Source organism: Acinetobacter sp. TR11, assembly GCF_027105035.1.
In the GTDB taxonomy this organism is placed as follows: Bacteria; Pseudomonadota; Gammaproteobacteria; order Pseudomonadales; family Moraxellaceae; genus Acinetobacter.
In genome coordinates, this window is record NZ_CP114256.1 from 1591194 (window position 1) to 1615340 (window position 24147).

General features: G+C 37.9%; 19 protein-coding genes. 14 read left to right on the forward strand and 5 right to left on the reverse strand.

What is annotated here, in order from left to right; all coding sequences use genetic code 11:
• The first annotated feature begins 4 nt into the window (after positions 1 to 4).
• Both fabZ and lpxA read left to right on the forward strand, forming a co-directional pair.
• Complete coding sequence (fabZ, locus tag O1450_RS07690) at positions 5 to 490, forward strand: 3-hydroxyacyl-ACP dehydratase FabZ (protein ID WP_004662038.1); 486 nt, start codon at positions 5 to 7, stop codon at positions 488 to 490.
• Entirely contained in the window at positions 487 to 1275 is a 789-nt protein-coding gene (lpxA, locus tag O1450_RS07695) for an acyl-ACP--UDP-N-acetylglucosamine O-acyltransferase (RefSeq protein WP_269230324.1), read from the forward strand. The genes fabZ and lpxA overlap by 4 nt, the downstream gene beginning before the upstream one ends.
• A gap of 47 nt (positions 1276 to 1322) precedes the next feature.
• Here lpxA and O1450_RS07700 read toward each other — a convergent pair whose 3' ends face one another.
• Positions 1323 to 2255 carry an AraC family transcriptional regulator gene (locus O1450_RS07700; protein ID WP_331276169.1) on the reverse strand — a complete coding sequence of 311 codons (933 nt, stop codon included), beginning with the start codon at positions 2253 to 2255 and terminating at the stop codon, positions 1323 to 1325.
• 190 nt (positions 2256 to 2445) lie between these two features.
• Here O1450_RS07700 and O1450_RS07705 point away from each other — a divergent pair, with 190 nt between their 5' ends.
• Both O1450_RS07705 and gorA read left to right on the forward strand, forming a co-directional pair.
• The gene (locus O1450_RS07705) at positions 2446 to 3690 is read left to right on the forward strand and encodes an alkane 1-monooxygenase (protein ID WP_269230326.1); all 1245 of its coding nucleotides are present in this window, start codon (positions 2446 to 2448) and stop codon (positions 3688 to 3690) included.
• Between the two features lie 155 nt (positions 3691 to 3845).
• Entirely contained in the window at positions 3846 to 5198 is a 1353-nt protein-coding gene (gorA, locus tag O1450_RS07710; protein ID WP_269230327.1) for a glutathione-disulfide reductase, read from the forward strand.
• 66 nt (positions 5199 to 5264) lie between these two features.
• On the opposite strand, the gene O1450_RS07715 is transcribed toward gorA, so the two are convergent.
• The 4 genes from O1450_RS07715 to O1450_RS07730 all read right to left on the reverse strand — a co-directional run bounded on the left by O1450_RS07715 (position 5265) and on the right by O1450_RS07730 (position 9875).
• Positions 5265 to 6464, reverse strand: coding sequence for an acyl-CoA dehydrogenase family protein (locus O1450_RS07715; RefSeq protein WP_269230328.1), 1200 nt, complete (start codon positions 6462 to 6464; stop codon positions 5265 to 5267).
• A gap of 15 nt (positions 6465 to 6479) precedes the next feature.
• Positions 6480 to 7766: an acyl-CoA dehydrogenase family protein gene (locus tag O1450_RS07720; RefSeq protein ID WP_269230439.1), complete on the reverse strand. Its 1287-nt coding sequence runs from the start codon at positions 7764 to 7766 to the stop codon at positions 6480 to 6482.
• 236 nt (positions 7767 to 8002) lie between these two features.
• Entirely contained in the window at positions 8003 to 9376 is a 1374-nt protein-coding gene (locus O1450_RS07725) for an ABC1 kinase family protein (RefSeq protein ID WP_269230329.1), read from the reverse strand.
• A gap of 193 nt (positions 9377 to 9569) precedes the next feature.
• Complete coding sequence (locus O1450_RS07730) at positions 9570 to 9875, reverse strand: hypothetical protein (RefSeq protein ID WP_269230330.1); 306 nt, start codon at positions 9873 to 9875, stop codon at positions 9570 to 9572.
• 163 nt (positions 9876 to 10038) lie between these two features.
• Here O1450_RS07730 and ybaK point away from each other — a divergent pair, with 163 nt between their 5' ends.
• From ybaK to mtlD, 10 genes are all read left to right on the forward strand, one after another.
• Complete coding sequence (ybaK, locus tag O1450_RS07735; RefSeq protein ID WP_269230331.1) at positions 10039 to 10506, forward strand: Cys-tRNA(Pro) deacylase; 468 nt, start codon at positions 10039 to 10041, stop codon at positions 10504 to 10506.
• A gap of 320 nt (positions 10507 to 10826) precedes the next feature.
• Entirely contained in the window at positions 10827 to 12611 is a 1785-nt protein-coding gene (locus O1450_RS07740) for an IucA/IucC family protein (RefSeq protein ID WP_269230332.1), read from the forward strand.
• Complete coding sequence (locus tag O1450_RS07745) at positions 12604 to 14085, forward strand: lysine N(6)-hydroxylase/L-ornithine N(5)-oxygenase family protein (RefSeq protein WP_269230333.1); 1482 nt, start codon at positions 12604 to 12606, stop codon at positions 14083 to 14085. The genes O1450_RS07740 and O1450_RS07745 overlap by 8 nt, the downstream gene beginning before the upstream one ends.
• Positions 14082 to 15899: an IucA/IucC family protein gene (locus tag O1450_RS07750; RefSeq protein WP_269230334.1), complete on the forward strand. Its 1818-nt coding sequence runs from the start codon at positions 14082 to 14084 to the stop codon at positions 15897 to 15899. The genes O1450_RS07745 and O1450_RS07750 overlap by 4 nt, the downstream gene beginning before the upstream one ends.
• Before the next feature lie 33 nt (positions 15900 to 15932).
• Positions 15933 to 16580: a GNAT family N-acetyltransferase gene (locus O1450_RS07755; protein ID WP_269230335.1), complete on the forward strand. Its 648-nt coding sequence runs from the start codon at positions 15933 to 15935 to the stop codon at positions 16578 to 16580.
• Positions 16577 to 16948: a hypothetical protein gene (locus O1450_RS07760; RefSeq protein ID WP_269230336.1), complete on the forward strand. Its 372-nt coding sequence runs from the start codon at positions 16577 to 16579 to the stop codon at positions 16946 to 16948. Before O1450_RS07755 ends, O1450_RS07760 begins: the two co-directional genes overlap by 4 nt.
• Positions 16945 to 18195 carry an MFS transporter gene (locus O1450_RS07765; protein ID WP_269230337.1) on the forward strand — a complete coding sequence of 417 codons (1251 nt, stop codon included), beginning with the start codon at positions 16945 to 16947 and terminating at the stop codon, positions 18193 to 18195. The genes O1450_RS07760 and O1450_RS07765 overlap by 4 nt, the downstream gene beginning before the upstream one ends.
• 9 nt (positions 18196 to 18204) lie before the next feature.
• The gene (locus O1450_RS07770) at positions 18205 to 20463 is read left to right on the forward strand and encodes a TonB-dependent receptor (RefSeq protein ID WP_269230338.1); all 2259 of its coding nucleotides are present in this window, start codon (positions 18205 to 18207) and stop codon (positions 20461 to 20463) included.
• A gap of 53 nt (positions 20464 to 20516) precedes the next feature.
• On the forward strand, positions 20517 to 21737 hold the full coding sequence (locus tag O1450_RS07775; protein ID WP_269230339.1) for an MFS transporter: 1221 nt from the start codon (positions 20517 to 20519) through the stop codon (positions 21735 to 21737).
• Between the two features lie 222 nt (positions 21738 to 21959).
• Positions 21960 to 24089, forward strand: coding sequence for a bifunctional mannitol-1-phosphate dehydrogenase/phosphatase (gene mtlD / locus O1450_RS07780; RefSeq protein ID WP_269230340.1), 2130 nt, complete (start codon positions 21960 to 21962; stop codon positions 24087 to 24089).
• Positions 24090 to 24147 lie beyond the last annotated feature (58 nt).

Consider the following 24147-nt stretch of genomic DNA (forward strand, 5'->3'; position numbering starts at 1 on the left):
TATTATGACTGAGTCTACATCTCCAGCATTTACAATGCCTGCATTACCCATGGATATTCTGACGATTCGTGAATATTTACCGCATCGTTATCCTTTTTTACTTGTTGATAGAGTTACAGAAATAACTGAGAATAGTATTGTCGGCTATAAAAATGTCTCTATTAATGAAGAGTTTTTGCAAGGGCATTTCCCGACATACCCGATTATGCCGGGTGTGTTGATTATTGAAGCTCTCGCACAGGTCTCAGGAATATTAGGCTTTGTATTGACCAATCAAAAGCCAAAAGAAGGATCATTGTTCTTATTTGCTGGCGCAGAAAAAGTAAGATTTAAGAAACAAGTTGTTGCTGGTGACCAGCTTGTCTTAAAATCAGAACTAGTGATGCAAAAACGTGGCATTTACAAGTACAATTGTAAGGCTAGTGTCGACGGTATTGTCGCTGCAACAGCAGAGATCATTATTTCCCACCAAAAAATTGAGCAGACATGAGTAGTCAAAACCTAATTCACACAACCGCAATTATTGACCCATCTGCAGAAATTGCATCTGATGTACAAATTGGACCTTATTGTATTGTTGGTCCGAATGTAACGATTGATGCTGGGACTAAATTACGTTCACATGTGGTAATTGGCGGTTTTACGAAAATTGGAAAAAATAATGATATTTTTCAGTTTTCGAGTGTCGGTGAAATTTGCCAAGATTTAAAGTATCAAGGTGAAGAGACATGGCTAGAAATAGGGGATAATAACTTTATTCGTGAACATTGTACTTTGCATAGAGGTACGGTTCAGGATAATGCAATAACAAAAATTGGCAGTCATAACTTATTCATGGTGAATACTCATATTGCACATGATTGTGTAATTGGTGATCACAATATTTTTGCCAATAATGTGGGCGTTGCGGGTCATGTCCATGTAGGTAATCATGTTATTGTAGGTGGTAATGCGGGTATTCATCAGTTCTGCCGTATTGATTCATATAGCATGATTGGTGGAGCATCTTTAATTCTTAAGGACGTTCCGGCTTACGTGATGGCATCTGGTAATCCTGCACATGCTTACGGTATGAATATTGAAGGCATGCGACGTAAAGGTTGGACTCGAGATACGATTCAAGGTTTAAGAGAAGCATACAAGCTGATTTATAAGGCTGGTTTAACCACTGAGCAAGCCATTGAGCAGATTCGTAGCGACATACTGACGAAGACGCCTGAAGCACAATTGTTTATTGATTCACTCGAAAAGTCTACACGCGGTATTGTCCGTTAAAATTTACAAAAATAAAAAAAGACACTTAGGTGTCTTTTTTTAATATTCTAATTTTCTGCTTCGATAAATTGCTGTCGGTATTGTTTGGGTGATAACTCAAAAGTCCGTTTAAATGCTTGACTAAAAGCTGTTTCGGAAGAGTAGCCCACTTTGTTTGCAATCAGATGAATGGAATAATTACTTTTACGTAAATACTGGCTCGCTAAGCGCATACGATGTTGTTGTAGATAAGCCAAGGGGGATTCTCCGATCACCTCATGAAATAAACTTGCAAATTTTGAACGTGACATACAGCATTGTTCTGCAAGGGTTTCAACTGTCCATGCATCTTCAGGATGGTTATGAATTGCAGCAAGGCTATTGCTGAGCTCAGGATGATTTAAAGCGCTTAGCCATCCATGTTGATTTGAGATCTGTTGAATATGATCTCTTATACATTTGATCAATAAAATATTTACAAGATGATCAATAATAATATCTCTACCTGCCTGAATATTTTGTGTCTCTAATGCTAAAAAGTGCAAACCAATTTGTAACCATTCAGGTGCTGTATTTTCTCCGTGTTGAATATGAATGATTGAAGGTAACGCTTGAATAAAAGGGCGTGCCATGATGGTGTCAATCTGACAACGAACAGTTAAAATAAGATTTTTCTCTGACGAATCTGTACCGAATTCAATAGCATCCTCTTTATGTCCATCAAACAATTTTGAAATATTGACTGCATTCACAAGCTTTGTGATGGAGTTATCTGCACCCGTATGTGCTGTTCCAGAAGGAATTAGGACAATTTCACCAGCATGAGCAGTTAAACTATTTTGTGAATCAATTTGAATGAAAACAGAACCAACTAAAACAATGTATACGATAAGTGCTGTTTGATCTTGGCACGTAAAACTCCATTCTCCTTGAGTTTTCAAGTAGATATATTCCGTATGGTTTAAATGAATATCAGCAAATATTTTACTTAAAGCATCCATATGATTTTTAAATTATGTATTCATTGTAAATTATAGAGAGCTCTCCCAATAACTCAATATGTGTTTTTAGGACAAAAACATGGAAGATTATGCCAAAGACTTTCACATAGGTTTTTTGGACGCTTGCAACTGTCATGAAACTCATAATTCATCAAAATATACATATATATACAAAGACATGGATAAGATGATGAATGCACCAGTAAATGTAGAGCAAGAACGTACGCCAGTAAGCATTCCAAAATCGAAAACTGAATTGGATCGTAAACGTTATTTATGGGCAATTAGCCCAGCTTTACCTGCAATTGGCATTGGTATTTTAGCAGGTTATCAATTTGCACCTCGTCCATTAAAAAAAATCTTTGCATTAGGTGGACCAATTGTTTTGCATATCGTTATTCCAGCAATTGACACATTGATTGGAAAAGATGCAAATAACCCAACTGATGAAGATATTAAACTACTTGAAAAAGATCCCTATTATTCACGCTTAGTAAAAAGCTTTCTTCCATTACAATATGCAGCTAATTTTTACGCATGTTATTTATCTAGTCGTAAAGAAACTTCGTTTATCGATAAAATCCTATTGGGTATTTCAATGGGTGCGATCAATGGTATCGCAATCAATACTGCACATGAACTTAGCCATAAACATGATCGTATAGATCATATTCTTTCTCATCTTGCTCTTGTACCTACAGGATATAATCACTTCCGTGTAGAACATCCGTATGGACACCATAAACGCGCTGCGACACCTGAAGATCCAGCATCTTCACAAATGGGAGAAACATTCTATGAGTTTTGGCCACGTACAGTAATTGGTTCTTTCAAATCTGCTATTGAAATTGAAACTAATCGTTTGAAACGTAAAGGTAAAGAATTCTGGTCAACTGAAAATGAATTATTGCAAGGCTGGGGAATGAGTGCTGCTTTTCATGGTTCAATGATTGGATTATTTGGTAAAGGTGTAATTCCGTATTTAGCGACTCAAGCTTTTTACGGTATTAGCTTGTTTGAAATTATTAATTATATTGAACATTATGGTTTAAAACGTCAAAAAGATAAAAATGGTAAATATGAACGTACGATGCCAGAGCATAGCTGGAACAATAACAATATTGTGACCAACTTATTCTTGTATCAATTACAGCGTCATTCAGATCATCATGCTTATCCAACACGTCCATTCCAAGCACTGCGCAATTTTGATGAAGCACCAGAATTACCTAGTGGTTATGCAACCATGTTATTACCAGCATTAATTCCACCACTATGGTCAAAAATGATGGATAAGCGTGTATTTGATCATTACAAAGGTGATTTGAATAAAGCCAATATCTATCCAAAACGTCGTGCAAAACTGTTTAAGAAATTTGGTGTAGTGGATCAATCTTTAGTTGAAACTTCAGTAGAAGCTGTGGCAGCCGAATAGCTTAAAACTTTCCCAAAAGTAGAGCACTGATGATTTATCCTCAGTGCTTTTTTATTTTCTTGTATTAAAACTTTAACAAAATAAGTATTCAGAACTTTGTTGCTGTATATCTAATACTTATAAAATAATTTTGTAATTGATTCTATGAGGCAGTAATGACAAAACATTATGATTATATTGCGATTGGTGGTGGTAGTGGTGGAATTGCATCAGTTAACCGTGCTGCAATGTATGGAAAAAAATGTGCTCTCATTGAGAAAGCTGAAATAGGTGGCACCTGTGTCAATGTCGGCTGTGTGCCTAAAAAAGTCATGTGGTATGCAGCACATATTGCTGAATCAATTCAAAAATATGGACCTGATTATGGCTTTAACAGTAAAGTTGAATCTTTCGATTGGCAGACACTGGTCAAAAATCGTCAAGCTTATATAGAACGAATTCATCTATCTTATCAAAATAGCCTAAGTAATAATAAGATTGATCTTATTCATGGTGCGGCTCATTTTATTGATAAAAATACTATCGAAGTCAACGGTGAGAAATTCACAGCAGACCATATCTTGATTGCAACAGGGACACAGCCATTATTACCTAATATTGATGGTGTTGAATATGGGATTGATTCGAATGGTTTCTTTGAACTAACGGCTTTACCTAAAACTACTGCCGTGATTGGTTCTGGTTATATTGCAGTTGAGTTGGCAGGGGTACTCAATGCTTTAGGTTCACAAGTTGGATTATTTATTCGTAAAGATTTACCTGTTCGACGTTTTGATTCTTTCTTGAGTGAAACTTTGGTTGAAGTGATGCAAACAGATGGAATTACTATACATACACAAGCTGTTCCTAAAGAAATCACCAAGAATACCGATGGCTCTGTCATATTACATTTAGAAAATGGCGAAAGTCATACGGTCGATTGCTTGATTTGGGCAACGGGTAGAGAGCCAAATACGGCGAGCTTGAATTTAGAAAAAGCCAATATACAGCTCGATGATCGAGGATATATTCAAGTCGATAAATTCCAGAATACATCCCAAACGGGCATTTATGCGGTAGGAGATATTACAGGGAAAATGGAGCTTACACCTGTCGCAGTTGCAGCGGGTCGTAAATTGTCTGAGCGATTATTCAATCATAAGCCAGATGAGCATTTAGATTACGATAATATACCAACGGTTGTTTTCAGCCATCCTCCGATTGGAATAGTAGGGATAACTGAGCAAGAAGCGATTGAGAAATATGGTCAGCAAGCTGTGAAAGTTTATAATTCATCATTTACTGCGATGTATAGCGCCATTACGCAACATCGTCAGCCGACCAAAATGAAGCTAGTCTGTGTGGGTGAAAATGAAAAAATTGTCGGTATCCACGGTATCGGTTTTGGCATGGATGAGATTCTGCAAGGTTTTGCGGTTGCTTTAAAAATGGGAGCGACGAAAAAAGACTTTGATAATACTGTTGCAATTCATCCTACTTCAGCAGAAGAGTTTGTGACGATGCGATAGCGTGCTATATGAAAATAAAAAGGACGTAAATAACGTCCTTTTTAAATTTTTTGTTTAAATGGGTATTTATTTCAATTCACTCGAAGATTTACCCAATTCACGACGAGCAATGATGAGCTGTTGAATCTGTTGTGTACCTTCAAAAATATCAAGGATTTTTGAGTCACGTGCCCATTTTTCTAATAACTCATCTTCACCATAGCCCACGCTTGCAGCTAATTCGACGCATTTGAGTGTAATTTCATTACCTACACGCCCAGCTTTTGCTTTAGCAATAGAAGCTTCTTTAGAATTAGGCTTTTTATTGTCAGCCATCCATGTGGCTTTAATCATAAGTAGGCGAGCAGCTTCCCACTCAGCTTCCATACGATAGATTTGAGCAGCCAAATTCGAAGTTTGCAAATAAGGCGTTTTGTAGTCCGGATCAAGCTGATCTTTAAAAATTTCTTTAATACGTTCTAGAGATGCCTTTGCACAACCGATTGCCATGGCTGCAACAAGTGGACGAGTGTTATCAAAAGTTTCCATAACACCAGCAAAACCTTTAGCAACATCAATTTCTGGATTACCTAATAAATTAGCTGCTGGTACACGACAGTCAATAAAACTTATAGCAGCTGTGTCAGAAGCTTTGATTCCCAGTTTGTGCTCTAAGCGTTCAACTTTCATACCCTGCGTACCTTTAGGTACAACAAAGGATTTAATAGCAGCACGACCAAGTTTTTTATCTAGTGTTGCCCAAACCACAACTGAGTCTGCACGATCACCAGAAGTGACATAAATCTTTTCACCATTAAGGATATAATCATCGCCATCTTTGGTTGCTGTTGTACGAATAGCCGCTGAGTCTGAACCACAACCTGGTTCAGTAATTGCCATAGCAGCCCAAGTCCCTTTGAAACGTTCAAGTTGCTCATCATTCGCAACTGCTGCAATGGCAGAGTTGCCTAAGCCTTGACGTGGCATACTGAGCAGTAAGCCTGTATCACCATAACACATTTCAATAATACCAAGTGCCGCAGACATGTTACCGCCATTCACAATGGCATCTGGGTTAGCTGTCCCTCGTTTACTCGCATTGGCTGCACCGACACCTTCGCCACTTTCATTCATGCCATCTAATAGCGCAGCGAGCATATCGAGTTCTTTAGGGTATGCATGTTCTGCTTTGTCATATTTACGTGAAATAGGGCGTAATACATTCAATGCTGTTTCATGCGCCTGATCAACCAACATTTTAAATTTTTTCGGATTTTGTAAGTTCATTCTTCTTCTCCAAAATTACGCATGTAAGCCAGAATGTAAGATAGCGGTCGCGCGTAAATCACGATACCAACGTTCAACAGGATGCTCTTTAGTAAAACCATGACCACCTAAGATTTGTACGCCATCTGTACCAATTTTCATTGATTTTTCGGCACAAAGTAAGCGAGCAAGATAGGCCTCACGATGAAAAGGTTTACCTGCTTCAGCCAAGCTTGCCGCATTTAAAACCAACATACGCATAGCATCAATTTCAATGGCCATATCGGCAATCATGAAAGCAACACTTTGACGATGAGAGATAGGTTCACCAAAAGCAGTACGTTCATTGGCATATTTAATACAGTAAGCTTTGATTGCTTCACCTGTACCAATCGCCATGGCGCACCACATTAAGTTTCCAAGGTCGACAAATGCAGTGTAATCAAAGTCAGCATCGCCTAAACGCAAAGCAGGAGTTTGGTTGAATTGAAGTGTTGCTGTTTCAGTTGCTTTTAATCCCATTGCTGGATTAGCTTTGATTGCAATCGTTTGATTTGACTGCACAACAAAAATATCAGGTTGACCATTAAACTCAGCACTTACAAGGAATACATCCGCAGTGTCACCGAGGATAACTAAGGTTTTTTCACCGGTAATGTAGAATTGACCGTTTGCTTCAGTTGCAGTTGTTTTTAACTGATATGGATTAAATGCAGGAGTTGCTTCTTGAAATGCAAATGTTGCGGTAACGTCAGTATCTTCAGCAAATACAGGCAAATACATCGATTGAACTTGTGTTGAACCCCAACGTGTAATTGCATTAATAACGCTAAATGTGCTGAGTAGACCTGCTGTTAAACTGAAATCACCTTTAGCTAAACTTTCTGCGATTAATATATTACTCACAATATTTTGTTCAGCGGCAACACCACCTAATGCTTCAGGTAAAGCATAGTAGTTCAAACCTAAGTCGACCAAATGTTGCCAAAGTTGTTCTGGGAATTGTGCTTGATGATCAGCGTCATGCGCTAAAGTATATAAAACTTCTTCAGCGAATTGAGACATTGCATCGACAGTCATTTGCTGTTCTTCAGTAAGGCTGAGATCAAACAAATTTTTATTAACTTGATTCGGGAGGCGTTGCTTATCAATTGCTTGCGGTTTAAAAGCTTTTTGTGTCTTATTCAGTACTTTAAAACCTGTTTTTGATCCTTGATATAATGATTTCTCTACAAATTTTCTTAATTTGAGTTGATCTAATACTTCGCTTCCTGCGATTTTAGTGATCAAAGATAGCCCAAAGCCTTGAGCTTTATTCATCATATTCGACATGATTTTATCCTAGAGGATGGTTGTAAAATTATGCTGACATGCTCTAGTCAAAAAAACTATGTCTTGTTTGACGTGCTAAATTAAGAAAGATAAAGGGTAAAATGGTTCGTACATGGATTTTATATTATTGTTTTTAAATGAATAAAAGAAATATCAGAAAAATAAATTTTAAAAAAATTGACCAAACTGACAAATCAGATTGGTCAAAATGACTTTAGGTATAGCGCTTATGCAAACTGACGAATCATTTTTCGTACATTTGTCTTTGCTTCGATCACAGTCATAAACGTATATGCACCAATAAACTTACGGCTAATAAACATAAATTCTTTTGGTGGAACAGAGAAATAACGAGATGCCATTGATTGTGCTGCTTGTTGCATTACACGACTATGGAGTTGGCTTTTTTTCCAATCGTAGCGGTCTTGGTCATCCATTATACCAGCTGGCATATTCGGATTATTACTTGGGCAACTAAAGGCCTCTGTTGCAATCAAGAACACGTCTGCCATACCTGGTTTTATACTTTCTGGCATTGCATCAAAAAACTCATAACCAGTCATGGCTTTGACCATTGCAGTTTTATCATGGTCATAACCTGCATGAATAAGATTCCGTGCTACAGCAAGTAAGTTATCATCAAATTGACGGATCGCCCCGAAATCAAGTAAAACGATTTTATCCTTTACATCACCGCCGTTGCCCAAACGAACAAGGTAATTACCAAAGTTCGGATCAGTTTGCATTTCACCCCATTCAAATAATTCACGTACTGCAATTTCCAGAGAAGCTTCGCCTAATTTGTTACGACGTTCTTGGGGGAGGGAAAGCATTACCGGACTATTGATTGGTACACCGCGCTCGAAAGTCATGCACAACACTTTATTAGAGCAAAATTCATTTACGATTTCTGGTACCACATAGCGTGGATCATTCTTTAAACGATCAGCAAATCGACGCGTCGTTGCGGCTTCGATGCCATAGTCGACTTCTCGATGCATCATTTCACGAACTTCATCAAACCACTGATCAAATTCACGAGTTTGTGGCACCATACGGGTGAGTTTAAGCATGTTCTTAAATAGATTCATATCAGAATCAATTGCTTCCGCCACACCAGGGTATTGAATTTTAAGAACGAGTTCTAAACCATCTGATTTACGTGTCGCACGATGAACTTGGGCAAGTGAAGCTGTACCAATTGGTTCATGATCAATCGTGAGTTCATCTAATTTTGAACCTAACTGTTCTTGCAAATGCGCTTTGATTGCAGGCCAAGCAAGTGCGACAGTTTGATTGTTCAATGTATTTAATGCTTGTGTAATTTCTTCAGGTAAGAAATGTTCGCCGTATAAAGCCATCATTTGACCAATCTTTACGATAGATCCTTTTAGTTTTCCTATTTCAGAAACTAAATAATGAGCTTGTTCAGCCATGGCTTTTTTACGCTTTTTCTCTTTTTCTTCTTCACTAGAAAAAATTGAAGTAGCGCTAGCAGTCGCCCAACGTGTTCCAGCGAGTAAAGAGGCTTTTGCAATAGATAAGCGACGATCTACAGAGGAGGTTTTTAGATTCTTAAGCTTATCGTTCTGATCTGACATGAAAGAAAAATCCTATGCTGAAATCGGAGGGTTGAAAGCCGAGACTTAAATTGTAGCGGATATTACAGCTTTTGAACGTATTAAAATAGTTCAATCTCTTGAATTATCAGTCTAAATTTGTGAATTAGGTCAATAAATCAGAATAGCCTAAGTAAAATTTAAATTTCAAATTTGGCTTTACTATACAGATGTCCTAAATCCTAAACTGAATTTTTAGAGTAGATTTTCTCATTAAAGCTGCACGATTAGTATGAATATGAGCAATCAACATATGCTTTACATGACTATGATGAAAGCCTAAAGCATGAGCTTTCACAATAATGATACTGGGTAATGTAAAGAAAAAATACTTGGTGTCGTCTAAAGTCGCATCTTTAAAAATACCTTCTTCAATCAAAGTATTCCGAAGAAAAATTTTCTCTTCTTGCACAGTAGGAGATGACTCATCATCCCAATAATTCTGACGCATTGCCATCAAATTATTATGTTTATAACTCATCGTTGCTTGAGCTCATTCTGTTTACTGTTAGCAAATATATGAGGTTAATTGAATTTTTATCAAGAATAGATTTATCTCAAAATAGCCTAAGCAAATTTAATCCTTAATTTTTAAATGCTACACTTATACTACTTTAATCACTAAATCGAAGAACTGAAAAGAAATGACTCCAGCTTGTAAGTTATTAGAAAAAAATAAAATAGCATTCACAGTTCATGAATATGAACATGATGTAAATGCAAAAAGTTTTGGCTTAGAAGCCGCAGAAAAACTCAATCTAAATGTAGATGAAGTATTCAAAACGCTAATGGTCACCGATGAAAAAAATTATTTCATCGCAGTTTTGCCAGTGAATTATCACTTAAATTTAAAAAAAATTGCATCAGCAGTAGGGTGCAAGAAGCTACAAATGGCCAATCCAAAAGATGCTGAACGTTTAACTGGTTATTTAGTCGGTGGAATTAGTCCCTTAGGACAGAAAAAACGACTCAAAACTGTAATCGATGAGACAGCCAAGTCATTAAACAAGATTTATGTAAGTGGTGGAAAAAGAGGTTTGGACATTGGTCTTAACCCAGTTGATCTAGCTAAGTTACTGGAAGCGACGTTTTCAGATGTTTTAGATTGTTAATATATTTAAAAAAGACTTTAAAGCAGAAAGTCTTTTTTATTTGATTCGTAAAAACAATAAAAGAGTAAATTATAATTGAAATTATTAATAATTGGAATTATAATTTTTTGTATTTTTCTTGATCTAAATTAATTTTTCATATTAAAAAACAAAGTATTAAGTGCAGAGGTTTAGCTCAAATTTATAATTGATATTATTAATGATAATAATTATCATTAATAATATCTTATTTACTGTGAATAACATTGTAATAAGGTTTGTTTAGAGCTCAAAACATTCGAAAAAAAATTAACTCTCTCTTTATAAGAGGATACCGACAGATGCAATCACTTGCCAATCGGTTGGCGATACAACACTTCGTCAACGCATATACGCAAGAAACTGGCAAAGGTCACTTGCTTAATAAAAATCAGCAAAGTCCGCAACAACAAGCGTTTAGCCAAGGTTTAACGCTGTTATCAATCCCTATCCATTCTATTCAAGCTCAATGTAATTTTCCTTTATCTTATGTCAGCCGAGTCGGGCGACATCGTGTAGCAGATGTTCCACAAGTTATTATCCATGGACAAATCAAAACTTTAAGCCCTATTACAATTGTAGGTCTCCTGCTTGAAGAACTGGTTTTTGAATCGTCTATTCCATTAGATGCTGCATCTTTAGTAGAGAAGTGGATTCAAAGTCGTGATGCACTGCAACAGTTTTTAGTACAACGTGAGAGCGATTTTGATGATTTGGTCAAAGCAGGTCAGAGTTTTATTGAAACAGAGCAGGCGCTCATTCTGGGGCATAGTATGCACCCAGCACCAAAAAGTAGAACAGGGTTTGTGCATGAAGATTGGTTAAAGTTCTCTCCTGAACATAAAGGCAAGACGCAACTGTATTATTGGTTGGTTCATCAAGACTATATTTCTGAGGGTAGTGCTACTGATGAAAGTATTTCAGCTCAATTAAAAACTGCTTTACAGTGGTATTTATCTGAACAAGATATCAATCTATTAAAAACCCATATCGAATATAAATTACTGCCTTTGCATCCATGGCAAGCACGTTACTTACAAAGTAAACCGTGGTTTGAACGTCTTAAACAAACGGGGCAGTTAATTGATTTAGGCTTACGAGGCTGGCAATTTTCTCCAACCACTTCAATCCGAACCTTGGCGAGTTTTAATGCACCTTGGATGGTGAAACCCTCACTTTCAGTGATGATCACCAATTCTATTCGCGTCAATTTAGCCAAAGAATGCCATCGTGGTGAGCTGACGCATCGTTTATGGCACAGTGAATTGGGTCAAAACATTTTAAAACAGTGCCCAAGCTTAAAAGCGGTGAATGATCCAGCGTGGATTGCTTTAAAAATTGATGATGAAGTGGTCAATGAAAGTATCTGTATTTTCCGTGATCAGCCATTCCATCCTCAACAGCAAGTTACCTGTATTGCATCCTTATGTCAGGATCATCCAGATAAACCTTTAAATCGTTTTAATGCTTTATTTGCAAAAATAGCAAAAACGCACCATGAAACCGATTTTTCAGACATTGCTTTGGATTGGTTTAATCGTTTCCTTGAAGTCAGCTTGCAGCCTTTAATGTATGTCTACCATCGTTATGGTATGGCTTTTGAATCACATCAGCAGAATGTGTTATTGGAGTTAGAAAATCATTTCCCAAAAACCTTGTGGCTACGTGATAACCAAGGTTTCTATTACATTGAAGAATTTGCCACGGAAATTCTACAAGCCTTACCTGAGCTGAAAGAAAAGGCGTTTGCCGTCGGGCCTAAAGATTTCGTGGATGAACGTTTTAGTTATTATTTCTTTGGAAATACCTTGTTTGGCATGATCAATGCGATTGGTGCAACAGGCTATATCACCGAAGATGAATTGCTTGAACATTTAAAAACTTTCTTACAGGTGCAATTACAGCAATACCCTGATAGCACATTATTGCAGGGGTTATTGTTCAATCCAACTTTACCTTATAAGGGTAATTTACTGACTCGTTTGCATGAATTAGATGAACTGATCGCACCCGTCGAAAATCAATCCGTTTATGTACAACTGCCAAATCCACTGTTTATGACAGAAAAGGATGTCAGTTATGCTTGATTTTATTGGAATTGGTCTAGGACCATTTAATTTAAGTCTTGCCAGTCTGCTACAGAATAAAAGTGCATTGAACTATGCATTTTTCGAGCAAAAAGCTCAATTCGATTGGCATGCAGGAATGCAGTTACCGAATACGGTATTACAAGTGCCATTTATGGCGGATTTGGTGTCGATGGTTGATCCAACCAGTCCATTCAGTTTCTTGAATTATCTGCGTCATCATCAACGTTTGTATAAATTCTATTTCTTAGAGCAACCACATATTCCACGTTGTGAATATAACCATTATTGCCAATGGGTTGCAGAACAGCTTGACTGTATTGAATACCAATCTCGTGTTTTGATGATTGAACCTCAAACCATCGGTTTTAAAGTACTAGTTGAGTCAGAAGGGATTCAGCACAGTTATTTATGCCGTCATTTATTGATTGGAAGCGGCAATGTGCCTTATTTGCCTGAATGTCTGGAAAAAGTTCAGCAACAGCAACCACAAAAATGTCTGCATTCAGCTCAATATATGACGCATGCTAATACGGATTTACATGGCGATGTGGTGGTGCTTGGTTCAGGGCAATCTGCGGCTGAAGTCTTTATTGATCTGTTTGATGAACAGCAAGATGAGGCAAATCATCCATTTGATTTGCATTGGTTTACCCGTTCTCAAGGTTTTTTCCCGATGGAATATGCACCATTGGGACTGGAGCACTTTAGCCCTGACTATGCGCAGCATTTTTATGATTTGCCAGTCGAGAAAAAAGAACAGCAATTGCAGCAGCAAGCCTTGTTATACAAGGGGATCAGTGCAAAAACCATTCGTGAAATCTATCAAAAACTTTATCACCGCAGCATCGCGGGTCAAAGTTTACAAACACATTTACATAGTCAGTGCGATTTAAAAGATGCTGAAGTATTAGATACTCAAAAGATTCGACTGCATTTTCAGCATCGTGCCACGGCGCAAAGCTTCCATCTCGATTGTGATTTCCTTGTGGCAGCAACAGGTTACTTTACGCCTGACTTTGGTTTTATGCAGTTGCTGAAACCTTATATTGAATTTGATCATAAACAGCGTTGGCAAATTACCGAGGACTATCGAGTTGTACATCATCTGAATGGTCATATTTTTGTTCAAAATCAAGAAATGCATAGTCATGGGGTTGGTACACCAGACTTAGGTCTTGGCGCTTATCGTGCAGCTACGATTATTAATCAATTGGCTGAGCGTCAGATTTATGAGCTTGGGCAACAGGTACAGACTTTCCAGCACTTTAACCTCTCTCAAAATCCTAAAATTTGTATGGCAGATAAAGAAGCCGTTTTAGAAGATTGTCTTTGTGAAAAGACAGCGAGTAAAAACCTTTCGATTTTAAAGACAGCAGAACAGAACACGATAACGACACCTTCAACCAGTCGTGGTGTAGGCACACGAACACAAACTGCTGCTGTGTATTCAACTTATGAGAAATTGATATGAACTTTGCAACTTTAAAAATTAATCAGCAGCAATGGCGTGCCGCAGGGCAACGTCTCATTGAAATGGCGATTGCAGAGTTTCTCTACGAAGAAATTATTGAAGTTAAAGCCTTATCAGTAGGACGTTATCAGTTAGATTTAGGCAATCGTCAGTATGAATTTCAAGGACATCAATATTTACTTGGACACTGGAATATTCAGGAAGGCTCGGTACGTGATGTAAGCAATGGTCAGCACAGTGATCAGCCTGCTTGGAATTTACATGAGTTTATTGTCGCAATGTCTGACAGCTCGAATGTCAAGCCATTCACCAAAGCGTATTTGATTAAGGAAATGAATAATACTTGGCTGGCAGAAGCACATTTGTTCAATGAAACGCGTTTGCCAAGTGCTGCGGTTTTAACTGAATCGCATTATAAAGTTGAAGGCATGTTACGCGGTCATCCTTGGCTGATCATGAGTAAGGGACGTATGGGCTTTGGTTATGATGATTATTTAAGTGCTGCACCTGAACTCTCACCAGAAGTCAAAGTATTATGGTTAGCTGTACATCGTGATTTAGCGGAATATCGTAGCACTGAACAATGGGATGCTTGTGCTTTGTATCAACATGAGTTTGATGCCAATGAACTTCAACAATTTCAAAACATTTTACAAATCAAAGCGTTGAATCCACAAGATTATTTCTTGATTCCTGTGCATGCTTGGCAATGGCATCAATGGCTGGTTCCAACCTATGCCAATGAAATTGTCGATCAGAAAATCATTGAGTTGAACATTAGCCAAGACAGCTATGTACCGATGCAGTCAATTCGTACGTTATGCAATACATCCAACTTACAACGTCATTACATTAAACTGCCAGTGAGTATTTTTAACACGGCTGTTTATCGTGGATTACCTTCAAAACGTAATCTTGCAGCACCTGCTGTTACTGCATGGTTAAAGCAAATTCATCAACAAGATCAAGATTTGCAAGAAACAGGTGTGATTTTCTTGGGTGAAGTGGCGACATTAACCATTCATCAACCGTGTTTTGACCAAATTGAAGGTGCGCCTTATCAATTTAAAGAATTATTTGGTTGCTTGTGGCGTGAAAGTGTCGATCGCTATATTGATTCATCACAGCAAGTACTTTCTCAAGCTGCCTTATTACATCGAGATATTTCAGGTCAATCCATCCTTAGCGTACTGATTCAAGCATCTGGTTTAAATCCTTTGGCTTGGTTAGCGCAATTTGCGCAAGTCTGTTTAAGTCCGTTATTACTCTGTTTGTATCGCTACGGTTTAGCATTCTCACCACACGGCGAAAACACCATGTTGGTGCATGAAAATGGTGTGCCAAAAGCATTGGTCTTAAAAGACTTTATTGATGATATCAATTTGGTGGATGAAGATTTCCCTGAATTAGGTCAACTGCCATCTGAAGCTAATTTGTTATTACGTCATGAAGCAACCGATTTAAGTCATTTCATTTTCACAGGTCTGTTCATGGTGCATTACCGCTATATCTGTAATGTGTTCTTGCAAGATTATCCTGAATATTTAGAACTTGATTTCTGGCAAACCATTTCCAACGTTATCGTTGAGTTTAACCAACAGCATCCTGAATTGGCTGAACGTGCTGAAAAATTTGCCATGTTACGACCAACTTACACCAAGATTTGTTTGAACCGTGTTCGTTTATTTACCACAAGTTATAACGATGAAGCAGAACGTCCTGTGCCTGTTTTCCTTGATCCAATTGCAAACCCAGTGAGTCCAGAGACATTGGCGGAATGGGGCACTCAACAAGCTAAATCTAAAGCTGGCTAAATATTTCTAAGATTGAATAAATAAAGGTCTGATATGAACACAATCTCTCAGCGACTCCCTGATTACTATGAATACCATGAGAATGGTACGCAATATTATTTAAGACAAGTGCAATATCCACAAGATATTCCTTTATTGCATCAATGGATGCATGAGCCACATGTGATTCCACAATGGCAATTGAATAAATCTGAACTGGATTTGCAGGTGTATTTCGACAAGATGCTTGCAGATGACCATCAGCGTTTATTAATTGTTGGGGTGGATGGTAAAGATGTGGGTTATACCGAAATCTATGAAGGTAAACGGGATCGTTTAGGTCGTTATTACGAAGGTGATGACCATGATCTAGGCTGGCATCTACTTTTTGGCGATAAATCTGTGTTTGGCAAAGGCTTTTTGCGTCCAACCATTCGTTTGCTCAGCTTCTATATTTTTGAACATTCACAAGCGAAAAAAATTGTGGGTGAACCAGATCATACGGTTAAGCCTTATGCGGCAGTGGTCGAGGAGATGTGCTACGAAAGCCAGCGTCTCATTCCAATGGCTGAGAAAACCGCCATGTTGTACTACTGCTTTAGAGAAACTTTTTATAACAAGTTTGGTCAATCGCTCCAAACATCACAGCAATTACAACAACAGCTCGCAGATCAGCCAGCCAAATTCCTGAGTACTACATGAGTTTATCAATCAATGAGATGCACATCTTAGACATGCGCTTTGCCGCGCATGTCTCGGTGGCAGAATTTGAACAATGGTTAGCGCATATCCAACAATATTTCGAACAAAAAAGAAATTTTGTGTTGATTATGCAAACTGAGCTGAATACCGAATTTCCCGAAGAATATCGGGCAATTCAAGCGAAATGGTATAAGCAATATAAACCAGACTTTTATCAATATTGCCTAGGTTTTGCTCGTATTGCCCAAGATGAAGCAGATCGCATTCGATTAGATACACCAGCACTGCAAAAAGCGTGGCATGTGCCTTATTTCGTCAGTTTGAGCCAAGCCGATGCTGTGCAATGGGCTGTGCAGAGGTGGTTATGAATCAACAATTGAATCATGACAATGCCTTTCCAATCAAAACAGTATCCACACTGAGCCTATCGGTTGTGGTGGTACTGTACCTAGCACATGCTTTGCCATTGTATTTTTACAATGTGGCTTTACCTACGATTTTACGTCATCAAGGCGTGGATTTGCGTTGGATTGGGATGTTGTCGCTACTGTATATCCCGTGGGCATTTAAGTTTTTTTGGGCACCATTGCTTGATCGCTTTTATTTGAAATCATTGGGTAAACGCAAAACTTGGCTGTTATTTACTCAGATTGCATTGGTCTTGGGCGTGGTGGCTTTGGCATTGACACAGTTTGACTATGGTTTAAGTGTCTTTGTGATTGTGGGTTTATGGATTTCGACTTTTGCTGCAACCCAAGATATTGCGATTGATGGTTATACCGTTGAAACATTTTCCGAGTCTGAATACCGATTAGGAAGTATGGCGCAAAGTATTGGCGTTGCTTTAGGCAGTATGGTGGGTGGTGCTGGTACTTTATGGTTGTATCAACTCTATGGTTGGCAAACGGCACTAATTGCTTTAGCTGCAATGACAGCATTCACAATGTTGGCTATTTTCCAAATCAAAGAAAGATCGAATACAGAAAAAATTGCCAAGCAAGCACCGAGCCTGATCCGAGCGTTTAAACGCCCTGAAATGTTATGGGCTTTGACTTTGATTGTCTGTTATCGCGTGGTTGAAGCCCCCGCGATGGCAATGCTCAATCCCATGTTGATTGATCAAAAGTGGTCATTGGCACACATTGGCGTACTGATGTCTGTAGTCGGGGCTGGTGTCGGTTTATTGGCAGCAGTATCCGCAGCATTTTTATTAAAAAAATTAGCGGCAACTCAATTATTGATTTGGGCAGGTTGGGCACGAACTTTGATTTATGCCTTGCTTGGGGCTGCTGTCTTATTGAGTTGGTTTGATCAATGGCAAATGTTACTTGGTGTATTTGTCGTGGTCATTTTAGCTATTCGTTACGTCGCGATGACCGCTTTATATGCTCATTTCATGCAAACCAGTTCTAAAGAGCAAGCAGGAACAGACTTTACGATTTTAGTCTGTTTTGAGCTGCTGGTTTATTTCATTGGCGGAGCAATGTCAGGTTTCTTGGCTAAGGCATTTGGCTATGGAAATTTCTATCTCATTCTTGCAGCCGCATCTGTACTGAGCATCTTGCTCAGTCAAGTTCTAGTTCACAAAGCAAAACAAACGCAACAACATACCTAGGGGTAATTTATGAAAGTTCGTTCACTTTCGACATCATTCACACTGTTGAGCTTAGCCATAAGTACACAGCTTTATGCTCAAACTGTTGAAACAGCACCATCTACTCAAGCAGTTGTTGTAGAAAGTCAAAAAATAGCACAACTTGCACCGATTGTGGTGACAGCGACTCGTTCAGCTCAAAGTATTGCGGAAATTGCAGGGACAGTTTATAGCATCAATAAAGAGGATATTGCTAAACAAGCGGCTGCAGGTAAGAGTACTGCTGATATTCTAGGCTTATTAGTTCCATCATTAACCCCAAGCTCTGGTACAACCAGTAATTATGGTATGACCATGCGTGGGCGAACAGTACAATATATGATTGATGGTGTTCCACAAACAGGTTCTCGTGACAGTTCTCGTCAATTGAATAGTATTAGCCCAGATTCAATTGAAAAAATTGAAGTGGTTTCAGGTGCGAGTAGCATTTATGGTTCAGGGGCAACAGGCGGTATTATTAATATTATTACCAAAAAAGGTACTGAGGAAGGTTTAAGCTTTGAATCAAAAGTTGGTGTGACCTCTGGTGATAATTTTAAAAATGATGCACTTGCTTATGAGGCTTATCAATCGGTTGCCTTTAACCAAGGGGATTGGAATGGTTTCTTAGGTGCAGGCTATACCAAACGTGGTGAAATCCAAGACAGTCATGGTCATCGCATTGGACCAGAAATCGCACAAACTGATCGTCAAGACACTGAGACAATCGATGTAAATGGTCGTTTAAGCTGGCAATTAACAGACAAGCAAAAGTTAAGTTTTGGCGCTCAATATTATGATGATCAACAAGATTCAGAATATGGCCCTGATTATGGTCCTGATTATGCAGTTTTCAAAAAAGGTAGTGCACCAAGTTTAAATGCGTTAAAAGGCTTCGAGGTCGATAAACAACCTTTTACCAAACGCTATGCTGTTAATGCACAATATCAAAATACAGATTTATTAGGTCAGGAACTTAATGTTGAAGCGTATTATCGCAATGAAAATGCGCGATTTTATCCAACAGTTTTAAGTAATTTCATGAGATCTAATTATTACCTAGCATACCAATCAGAATCTGATATTGACGTTACTGGTGTTCGTGCTGCGATGACATCAAAACTGAACATTATTAATCGTGATTTAAAACTGACTTATGGTATTGATTATGATCATGAAAAAGATAAGCAAACAGCTGATCTTTATAGCATGGCTAACAATGGATTGAAATATAATAACACGGGTCGTAGTTATGATTTTGGTCCAGATGCAACCATTAAAAATTTGGGCACATTTATCCAAGCAAATTATGATGTAACGGATGCATTAAATCTTCAAACAGGCATACGTTATCAACGTATTGAAAGTGATACAGGGGCATTTAAACCAACTGTTGCAGCCATTCAAGGTGATATAACAGGTCAACCAGCTGGAATAGTTGCGGCTGGTTCAGTCAAACATGATAAAACTTTATTTAATTTAGGTGCTGTTTATAAATTAAATGATCAACAACAAGTGTTTGCTAATTTCTCACAAGGCTTTAGTTTACCTGATATTCAACGTGTACTACGTGATGTATCAGCAGGTTATGTTGTACGTTCTGAAAATGTAGATCCAATTACCGTCAACAACTATGAGTTGGGTTGGAGAATGCAGAATGATCATGGAGCGAATTTAGGTTTAACCTCGTTCTACAATACATCTGATAAAGTGATTCAGTTTAAAGCTGATCGTTCTATGACTGTAGCTGACACAGACCAGCGAGTTTATGGTTTAGAAGTAAATGCAAGTATGCCTGTACTCGATCAGTTTAATGTTGGTGGGACGCTTTCTTATACCCGAGGTCAATTTAAAGATGCTGCTGGTACTTGGCGAGAGCTAAATGCTTTACAAGTTTCTCCAATCAAGGGAACAGTATTTGGTGAGTGGAATGATGACAAAGGCAATGGGTTACGAGTGCAGATGCTTGCAGTCAAAGGAACAGATAAAGCGTATGAAGATGCTTTGGTTGCTAAATATGATACCAATGTTCGCCCTAATGCTGCGACAAAAATCAAAGGTTATGCTGTGATGGATGTGATTGCCAATGCAAAAGCAGGCCCTGGAACAGTTGGTTTTGGTGTCTACAATGTTTGGAATACGGAGTACAAAACTGTATTTAGCCAAGCTGCTGAAGCTGTATATAGTGCGATGTCTAGTTTACCTGCACAAGGTCGTACTTATGGTTTGAGCTATACCCTCAAATACTAATCTAATCAAAAAGGCATCTTTTTTAGATGCCTTTTCTTTTTATGACATTCATTATGCAAAGAAATTTTAAATTATTGGCTTGGGCAACTTTAGCCAACGGCACTTGTTTTTCCATGATTTTGCCTTTGCTTGCACCTTTAATTCGGCAGTTACACTTAACCGAGCTTCAGGGGGGCATGATTGTATCCGCGGGTGCGATTTGTATGGCAATTGCTTCAATCTTTATTGCTAAGCATCAGAAAATACAAACACCATATCAATTGATGAATTATGGTTTTTGGGGGATGACCATTACATGGGCGATTTTTACACTCATCCTTTATTTTGGCATCAATCAAAGTTTAGCTCCTATCGCAATTTTTATACTTCTTATACTCAGCCGTGCAAGTACAGGGGCATTCATGGCAATGCCACAAATTGGTTTACAAAGTTATGTGATGCAGCATGTCATTGATACAGAACAACGAAGTCAAAAAATGGCAATGTACGGTGCAATGAACAGTTTAGGGATGATCATTGGGCCATTTGTAACTTCTATTTTATTGCTAGGTGGGATTTTATTGTCAATGTGGGTGGCTGTTATTGTACTGATGATCTTTAGTGTTTTACTGACCGTATTTTTTCATAAAGACACGATTACTCAGATCAATTCAATACAACAACAAAGCTTAAAAGATGAATCAACAGCGTTTTCAATCAAGCCTGCTTTACCGTGGTTAATCCTTGGTTTTAGTACTTATATGGCAATCGTGACTTTGAATATGACAGCAGGATTTTATATTCAGGATCGCTTTCAACTCAACATACAGCAGAGTGCAAGCTACTTTTCTCAGTGTATGTTAATTGTTGGTTTTAGTTTGGTTCTGACTCAGATTATTATCGTGAAAATTGTTAAATTAAGCTTACAAGCCTTGGTAGGTTTAGGGATTACGGCAATGCTTGCTGGTTTATTATTGTCGTTAAATGCAGATCAAATCATCTTTTTCCAAGCCGGCTATATTTTATATGGAATAGGAGTTGCAAGCCTGCTTCCTGCATTTACGACAGGTGCGGCACAATCAGTAAGCCAAAGTGCACAAATTAAAATGGCAAGTTTATGTACTGCAATTCAGGCGCTTGGTTTAATTGTTGCACCTTTGCTCAGTACATTTTTATATCACTATGCGATCAATTTACCTTTTTATTTACTCAGTGTGTTAATGCTCAGTGTGGGTTTGTATTTGGCTTGGATCTTAATGCTACAAAACAAAATATCGACTAAGCTCGTGATTTAGATTCGAGTCTATAAGCACAAACATTTGCCGTTTTTGCTTAAAAAAACAAGCATATTTTTTGGAATAATGCAAATTATTAACAGAATGAGCGGCTCTTGAATCAAAAAATAACCATTTTGGTGTGTTTTTTGATCAGATTTATTTCATTTATTTACGCCTTGGATTTTGATGCACTTTTTTAGTTAACCTAAGAAAAGTCTGGTTCATAGCAAAGGAGTAAAAATGTTAATTTTTCATGATTATCCTGTCCAAGGGGCACTTTTTGATATGGATGGAACAATGTTTGATACTGAGCGTTTACGCTTTCAAACATTGAAACAGGCCTCCAATGAGTTCATTGGACAGGAGTTCTCAGATGAATATTTAATGCAGTGTCTAGGATTAAGTGCAAAAGCATCTGAACAACTGGCACAAAAGTTTTATGGTACAGATGTTCCTTATACTGCTATTCGCAAACGAGCAGATGAAATTGAACTGGCGTTTGTTCGTCAAAATGGTGTTCCCATTAAAAAGGGCTTAATCCAAGTTTTAGAGCGTTTGCGTAAGTCTGGTTTAAGAATGGCAGTTGCAACATCGAGTCGTCGTGCGATTGCAGAAGAATATCTAATTAATGCCAATGTCTATAAATTTTTTGACTTATTGGTCTGTGGTGATGAAGTCGAACAAGGGAAGCCACACCCTGAAATTTTTATCACAGCGGCACAAAGACTAAATTTACAACCGCAACAGTGCCTTATGTTTGAAGATTCAGAGAATGGGATTAATTCTGCATCTGAAGCAGGTGGAATCACAATTTTACTTAAAGATATCAAAGAGCCGAATGATAAGATGTTGGCTCAAACAAAATTCTATTATCAGGACATGAATGAATGTCTGAATGCTTTAGATCAATATATTCCTGAAATGGGCATGCCACAGTTGAAAGAATCTTTTCCACAAAGTTTGAATCAATTAACCGTTGGGATTCATGGTTTTGGTGCGATGGGTGGTGGATACCTTGCACAAGTATTATCACATTGGGATGGTTTTACTCGACCTCAGCGGATATTGGCATCAACCAGAAATCATTTATATCTTGAATCTGTAAATAGTTTTGCAAGCTATAGTATTCGCTATAGCCAGTGTTCTTATGACGAACGTATCGAAAATCTAACAGTGATTGATGCGGATGATCAGCAGCAAATGTTAGACATGTATATGCAATCGAGTTTGATTGCGCTGTGTTTACCAGAACAGGCGATTCCATCTGAAGCAAAAATAATTGCAAAAGGCTTGCTCGCACGTTTTATGTCACAAGAGATACAAAATGATGAGCCAATTACTTTCTTAATTGTGTTGAATAAAGTCTGTGCAAAATATTTGGTACTGAAGCACCTCCGTGAAGCTTTGCTTGAAATAACAGATGAAGATATTGCTGAGCATATTTTAACTGAACATTATTTCTGTGATACGGTCGTAAACAGGATGGCTTCTAAACTTACAGATCAGGCGTTGTATCGCCAACTGAATATCAAACACCAATTATTTAAACAATATCAGTCTGATTTAAATGAAGATAGTATTGAACTCTCAGATGAAACGGCTTTAACTGAACAACAAGAACAGCACCTGAGTTCATGCTTAGACGATATGAAAGGGCAATTCCAAGCTGGTCAGTTTCTACAGAATATGGACTTAATTTTGTTTCATAGCGAAACGGATATGCCAATTTATGTAGAGAATCGCAGTCCATTACTTCATAAAATGCGTCAAATGATTCTGGTTGATCAGATTGCGGATATTCAAATCATTAAAAATCGTTTGTGGAATGGTTGTCATGCGATGCTTGCTTGGTATGCCAGTTTAAATGGGCATGAGACGATTGGTATTGCAATGGCTGATTTAGCAGTTCGACAATATGCTGAAAGACTGGTTGATGAAGTTAAATTAGGTTTAGCTAATTTAATCCCAAATCAAAAAAAGCAATTGGATCGAATGGCTGAAAGTTTTTTAAACTCATGTCGATCTGCTTATAAAGATCCGTGTGAACGTGTTGCAAGAGAGCCGTTAAAAAAGCTTAATTTTAATGAGCGTGTTTTAGGAAGTTTAGAGAACCATATTCAACAACAGTTGCCTGATCAAAATCTCTTAAATGGGGCAATTTATGGATATGCCTATGCTTTGAAGATACTTGAATTAGACGAAATATTGATTGTTCAACACATTCAAAAAAATGTCGCCTACATGGATGTGACCGAAACTCAAAAGAAACAGTTGTTAGATCATCTTTATCAAGGCATTCAACATGAATTAGCCGATGTCGATTTAGCGTTTAACGCGACGTTTGGGGAAACCAAGTCGGAGTATGTTTGAAATGAAATATTGAAAAGAACTTTAATGTTTTAATTGATTTGTGTTTGAATAGTACAAC

What these genes read in the sequence shown, in the direction of transcription:
- O1450_RS07715 (WP_269230328.1), bottom strand. Translation starts at nt 6,464, where the DNA reads ATGAACTTACAAAATCCGAAAAAATTTAAAATGTTGGTTGATCAGGCG.
- O1450_RS07770 (WP_269230338.1), top strand. Translation starts at nt 18,205, where the DNA reads ATGAAAGTTCGTTCACTTTCGACATCATTCACACTGTTGAGCTTAGCC.
- mtlD (WP_269230340.1), top strand. Translation starts at nt 21,960, where the DNA reads ATGTTAATTTTTCATGATTATCCTGTCCAAGGGGCACTTTTTGATATG.
- O1450_RS07750 (WP_269230334.1), top strand. Translation starts at nt 14,082, where the DNA reads ATGAACTTTGCAACTTTAAAAATTAATCAGCAGCAATGGCGTGCCGCA.
- O1450_RS07760 (WP_269230336.1), top strand. Translation starts at nt 16,577, where the DNA reads ATGAGTTTATCAATCAATGAGATGCACATCTTAGACATGCGCTTTGCC.
- ybaK (WP_269230331.1), top strand. Translation starts at nt 10,039, where the DNA reads ATGACTCCAGCTTGTAAGTTATTAGAAAAAAATAAAATAGCATTCACA.
- O1450_RS07755 (WP_269230335.1), top strand. Translation starts at nt 15,933, where the DNA reads ATGAACACAATCTCTCAGCGACTCCCTGATTACTATGAATACCATGAG.
- O1450_RS07740 (WP_269230332.1), top strand. Translation starts at nt 10,827, where the DNA reads ATGCAATCACTTGCCAATCGGTTGGCGATACAACACTTCGTCAACGCA.
- fabZ (WP_004662038.1), top strand. Translation starts at nt 5, where the DNA reads ATGACTGAGTCTACATCTCCAGCATTTACAATGCCTGCATTACCCATG.
- O1450_RS07745 (WP_269230333.1), top strand. Translation starts at nt 12,604, where the DNA reads ATGCTTGATTTTATTGGAATTGGTCTAGGACCATTTAATTTAAGTCTT.
- O1450_RS07720 (WP_269230439.1), bottom strand. Translation starts at nt 7,766, where the DNA reads ATGATGAATAAAGCTCAAGGCTTTGGGCTATCTTTGATCACTAAAATC.
- O1450_RS07705 (WP_269230326.1), top strand. Translation starts at nt 2,446, where the DNA reads ATGAATGCACCAGTAAATGTAGAGCAAGAACGTACGCCAGTAAGCATT.
- O1450_RS07725 (WP_269230329.1), bottom strand. Translation starts at nt 9,376, where the DNA reads ATGTCAGATCAGAACGATAAGCTTAAGAATCTAAAAACCTCCTCTGTA.
- O1450_RS07700 (WP_331276169.1), bottom strand. Translation starts at nt 2,255, where the DNA reads ATGGATGCTTTAAGTAAAATATTTGCTGATATTCATTTAAACCATACG.
- gorA (WP_269230327.1), top strand. Translation starts at nt 3,846, where the DNA reads ATGACAAAACATTATGATTATATTGCGATTGGTGGTGGTAGTGGTGGA.
- lpxA (WP_269230324.1), top strand. Translation starts at nt 487, where the DNA reads ATGAGTAGTCAAAACCTAATTCACACAACCGCAATTATTGACCCATCT.
- O1450_RS07775 (WP_269230339.1), top strand. Translation starts at nt 20,517, where the DNA reads ATGCAAAGAAATTTTAAATTATTGGCTTGGGCAACTTTAGCCAACGGC.
- O1450_RS07730 (WP_269230330.1), bottom strand. Translation starts at nt 9,875, where the DNA reads ATGAGTTATAAACATAATAATTTGATGGCAATGCGTCAGAATTATTGG.
- O1450_RS07765 (WP_269230337.1), top strand. Translation starts at nt 16,945, where the DNA reads ATGAATCAACAATTGAATCATGACAATGCCTTTCCAATCAAAACAGTA.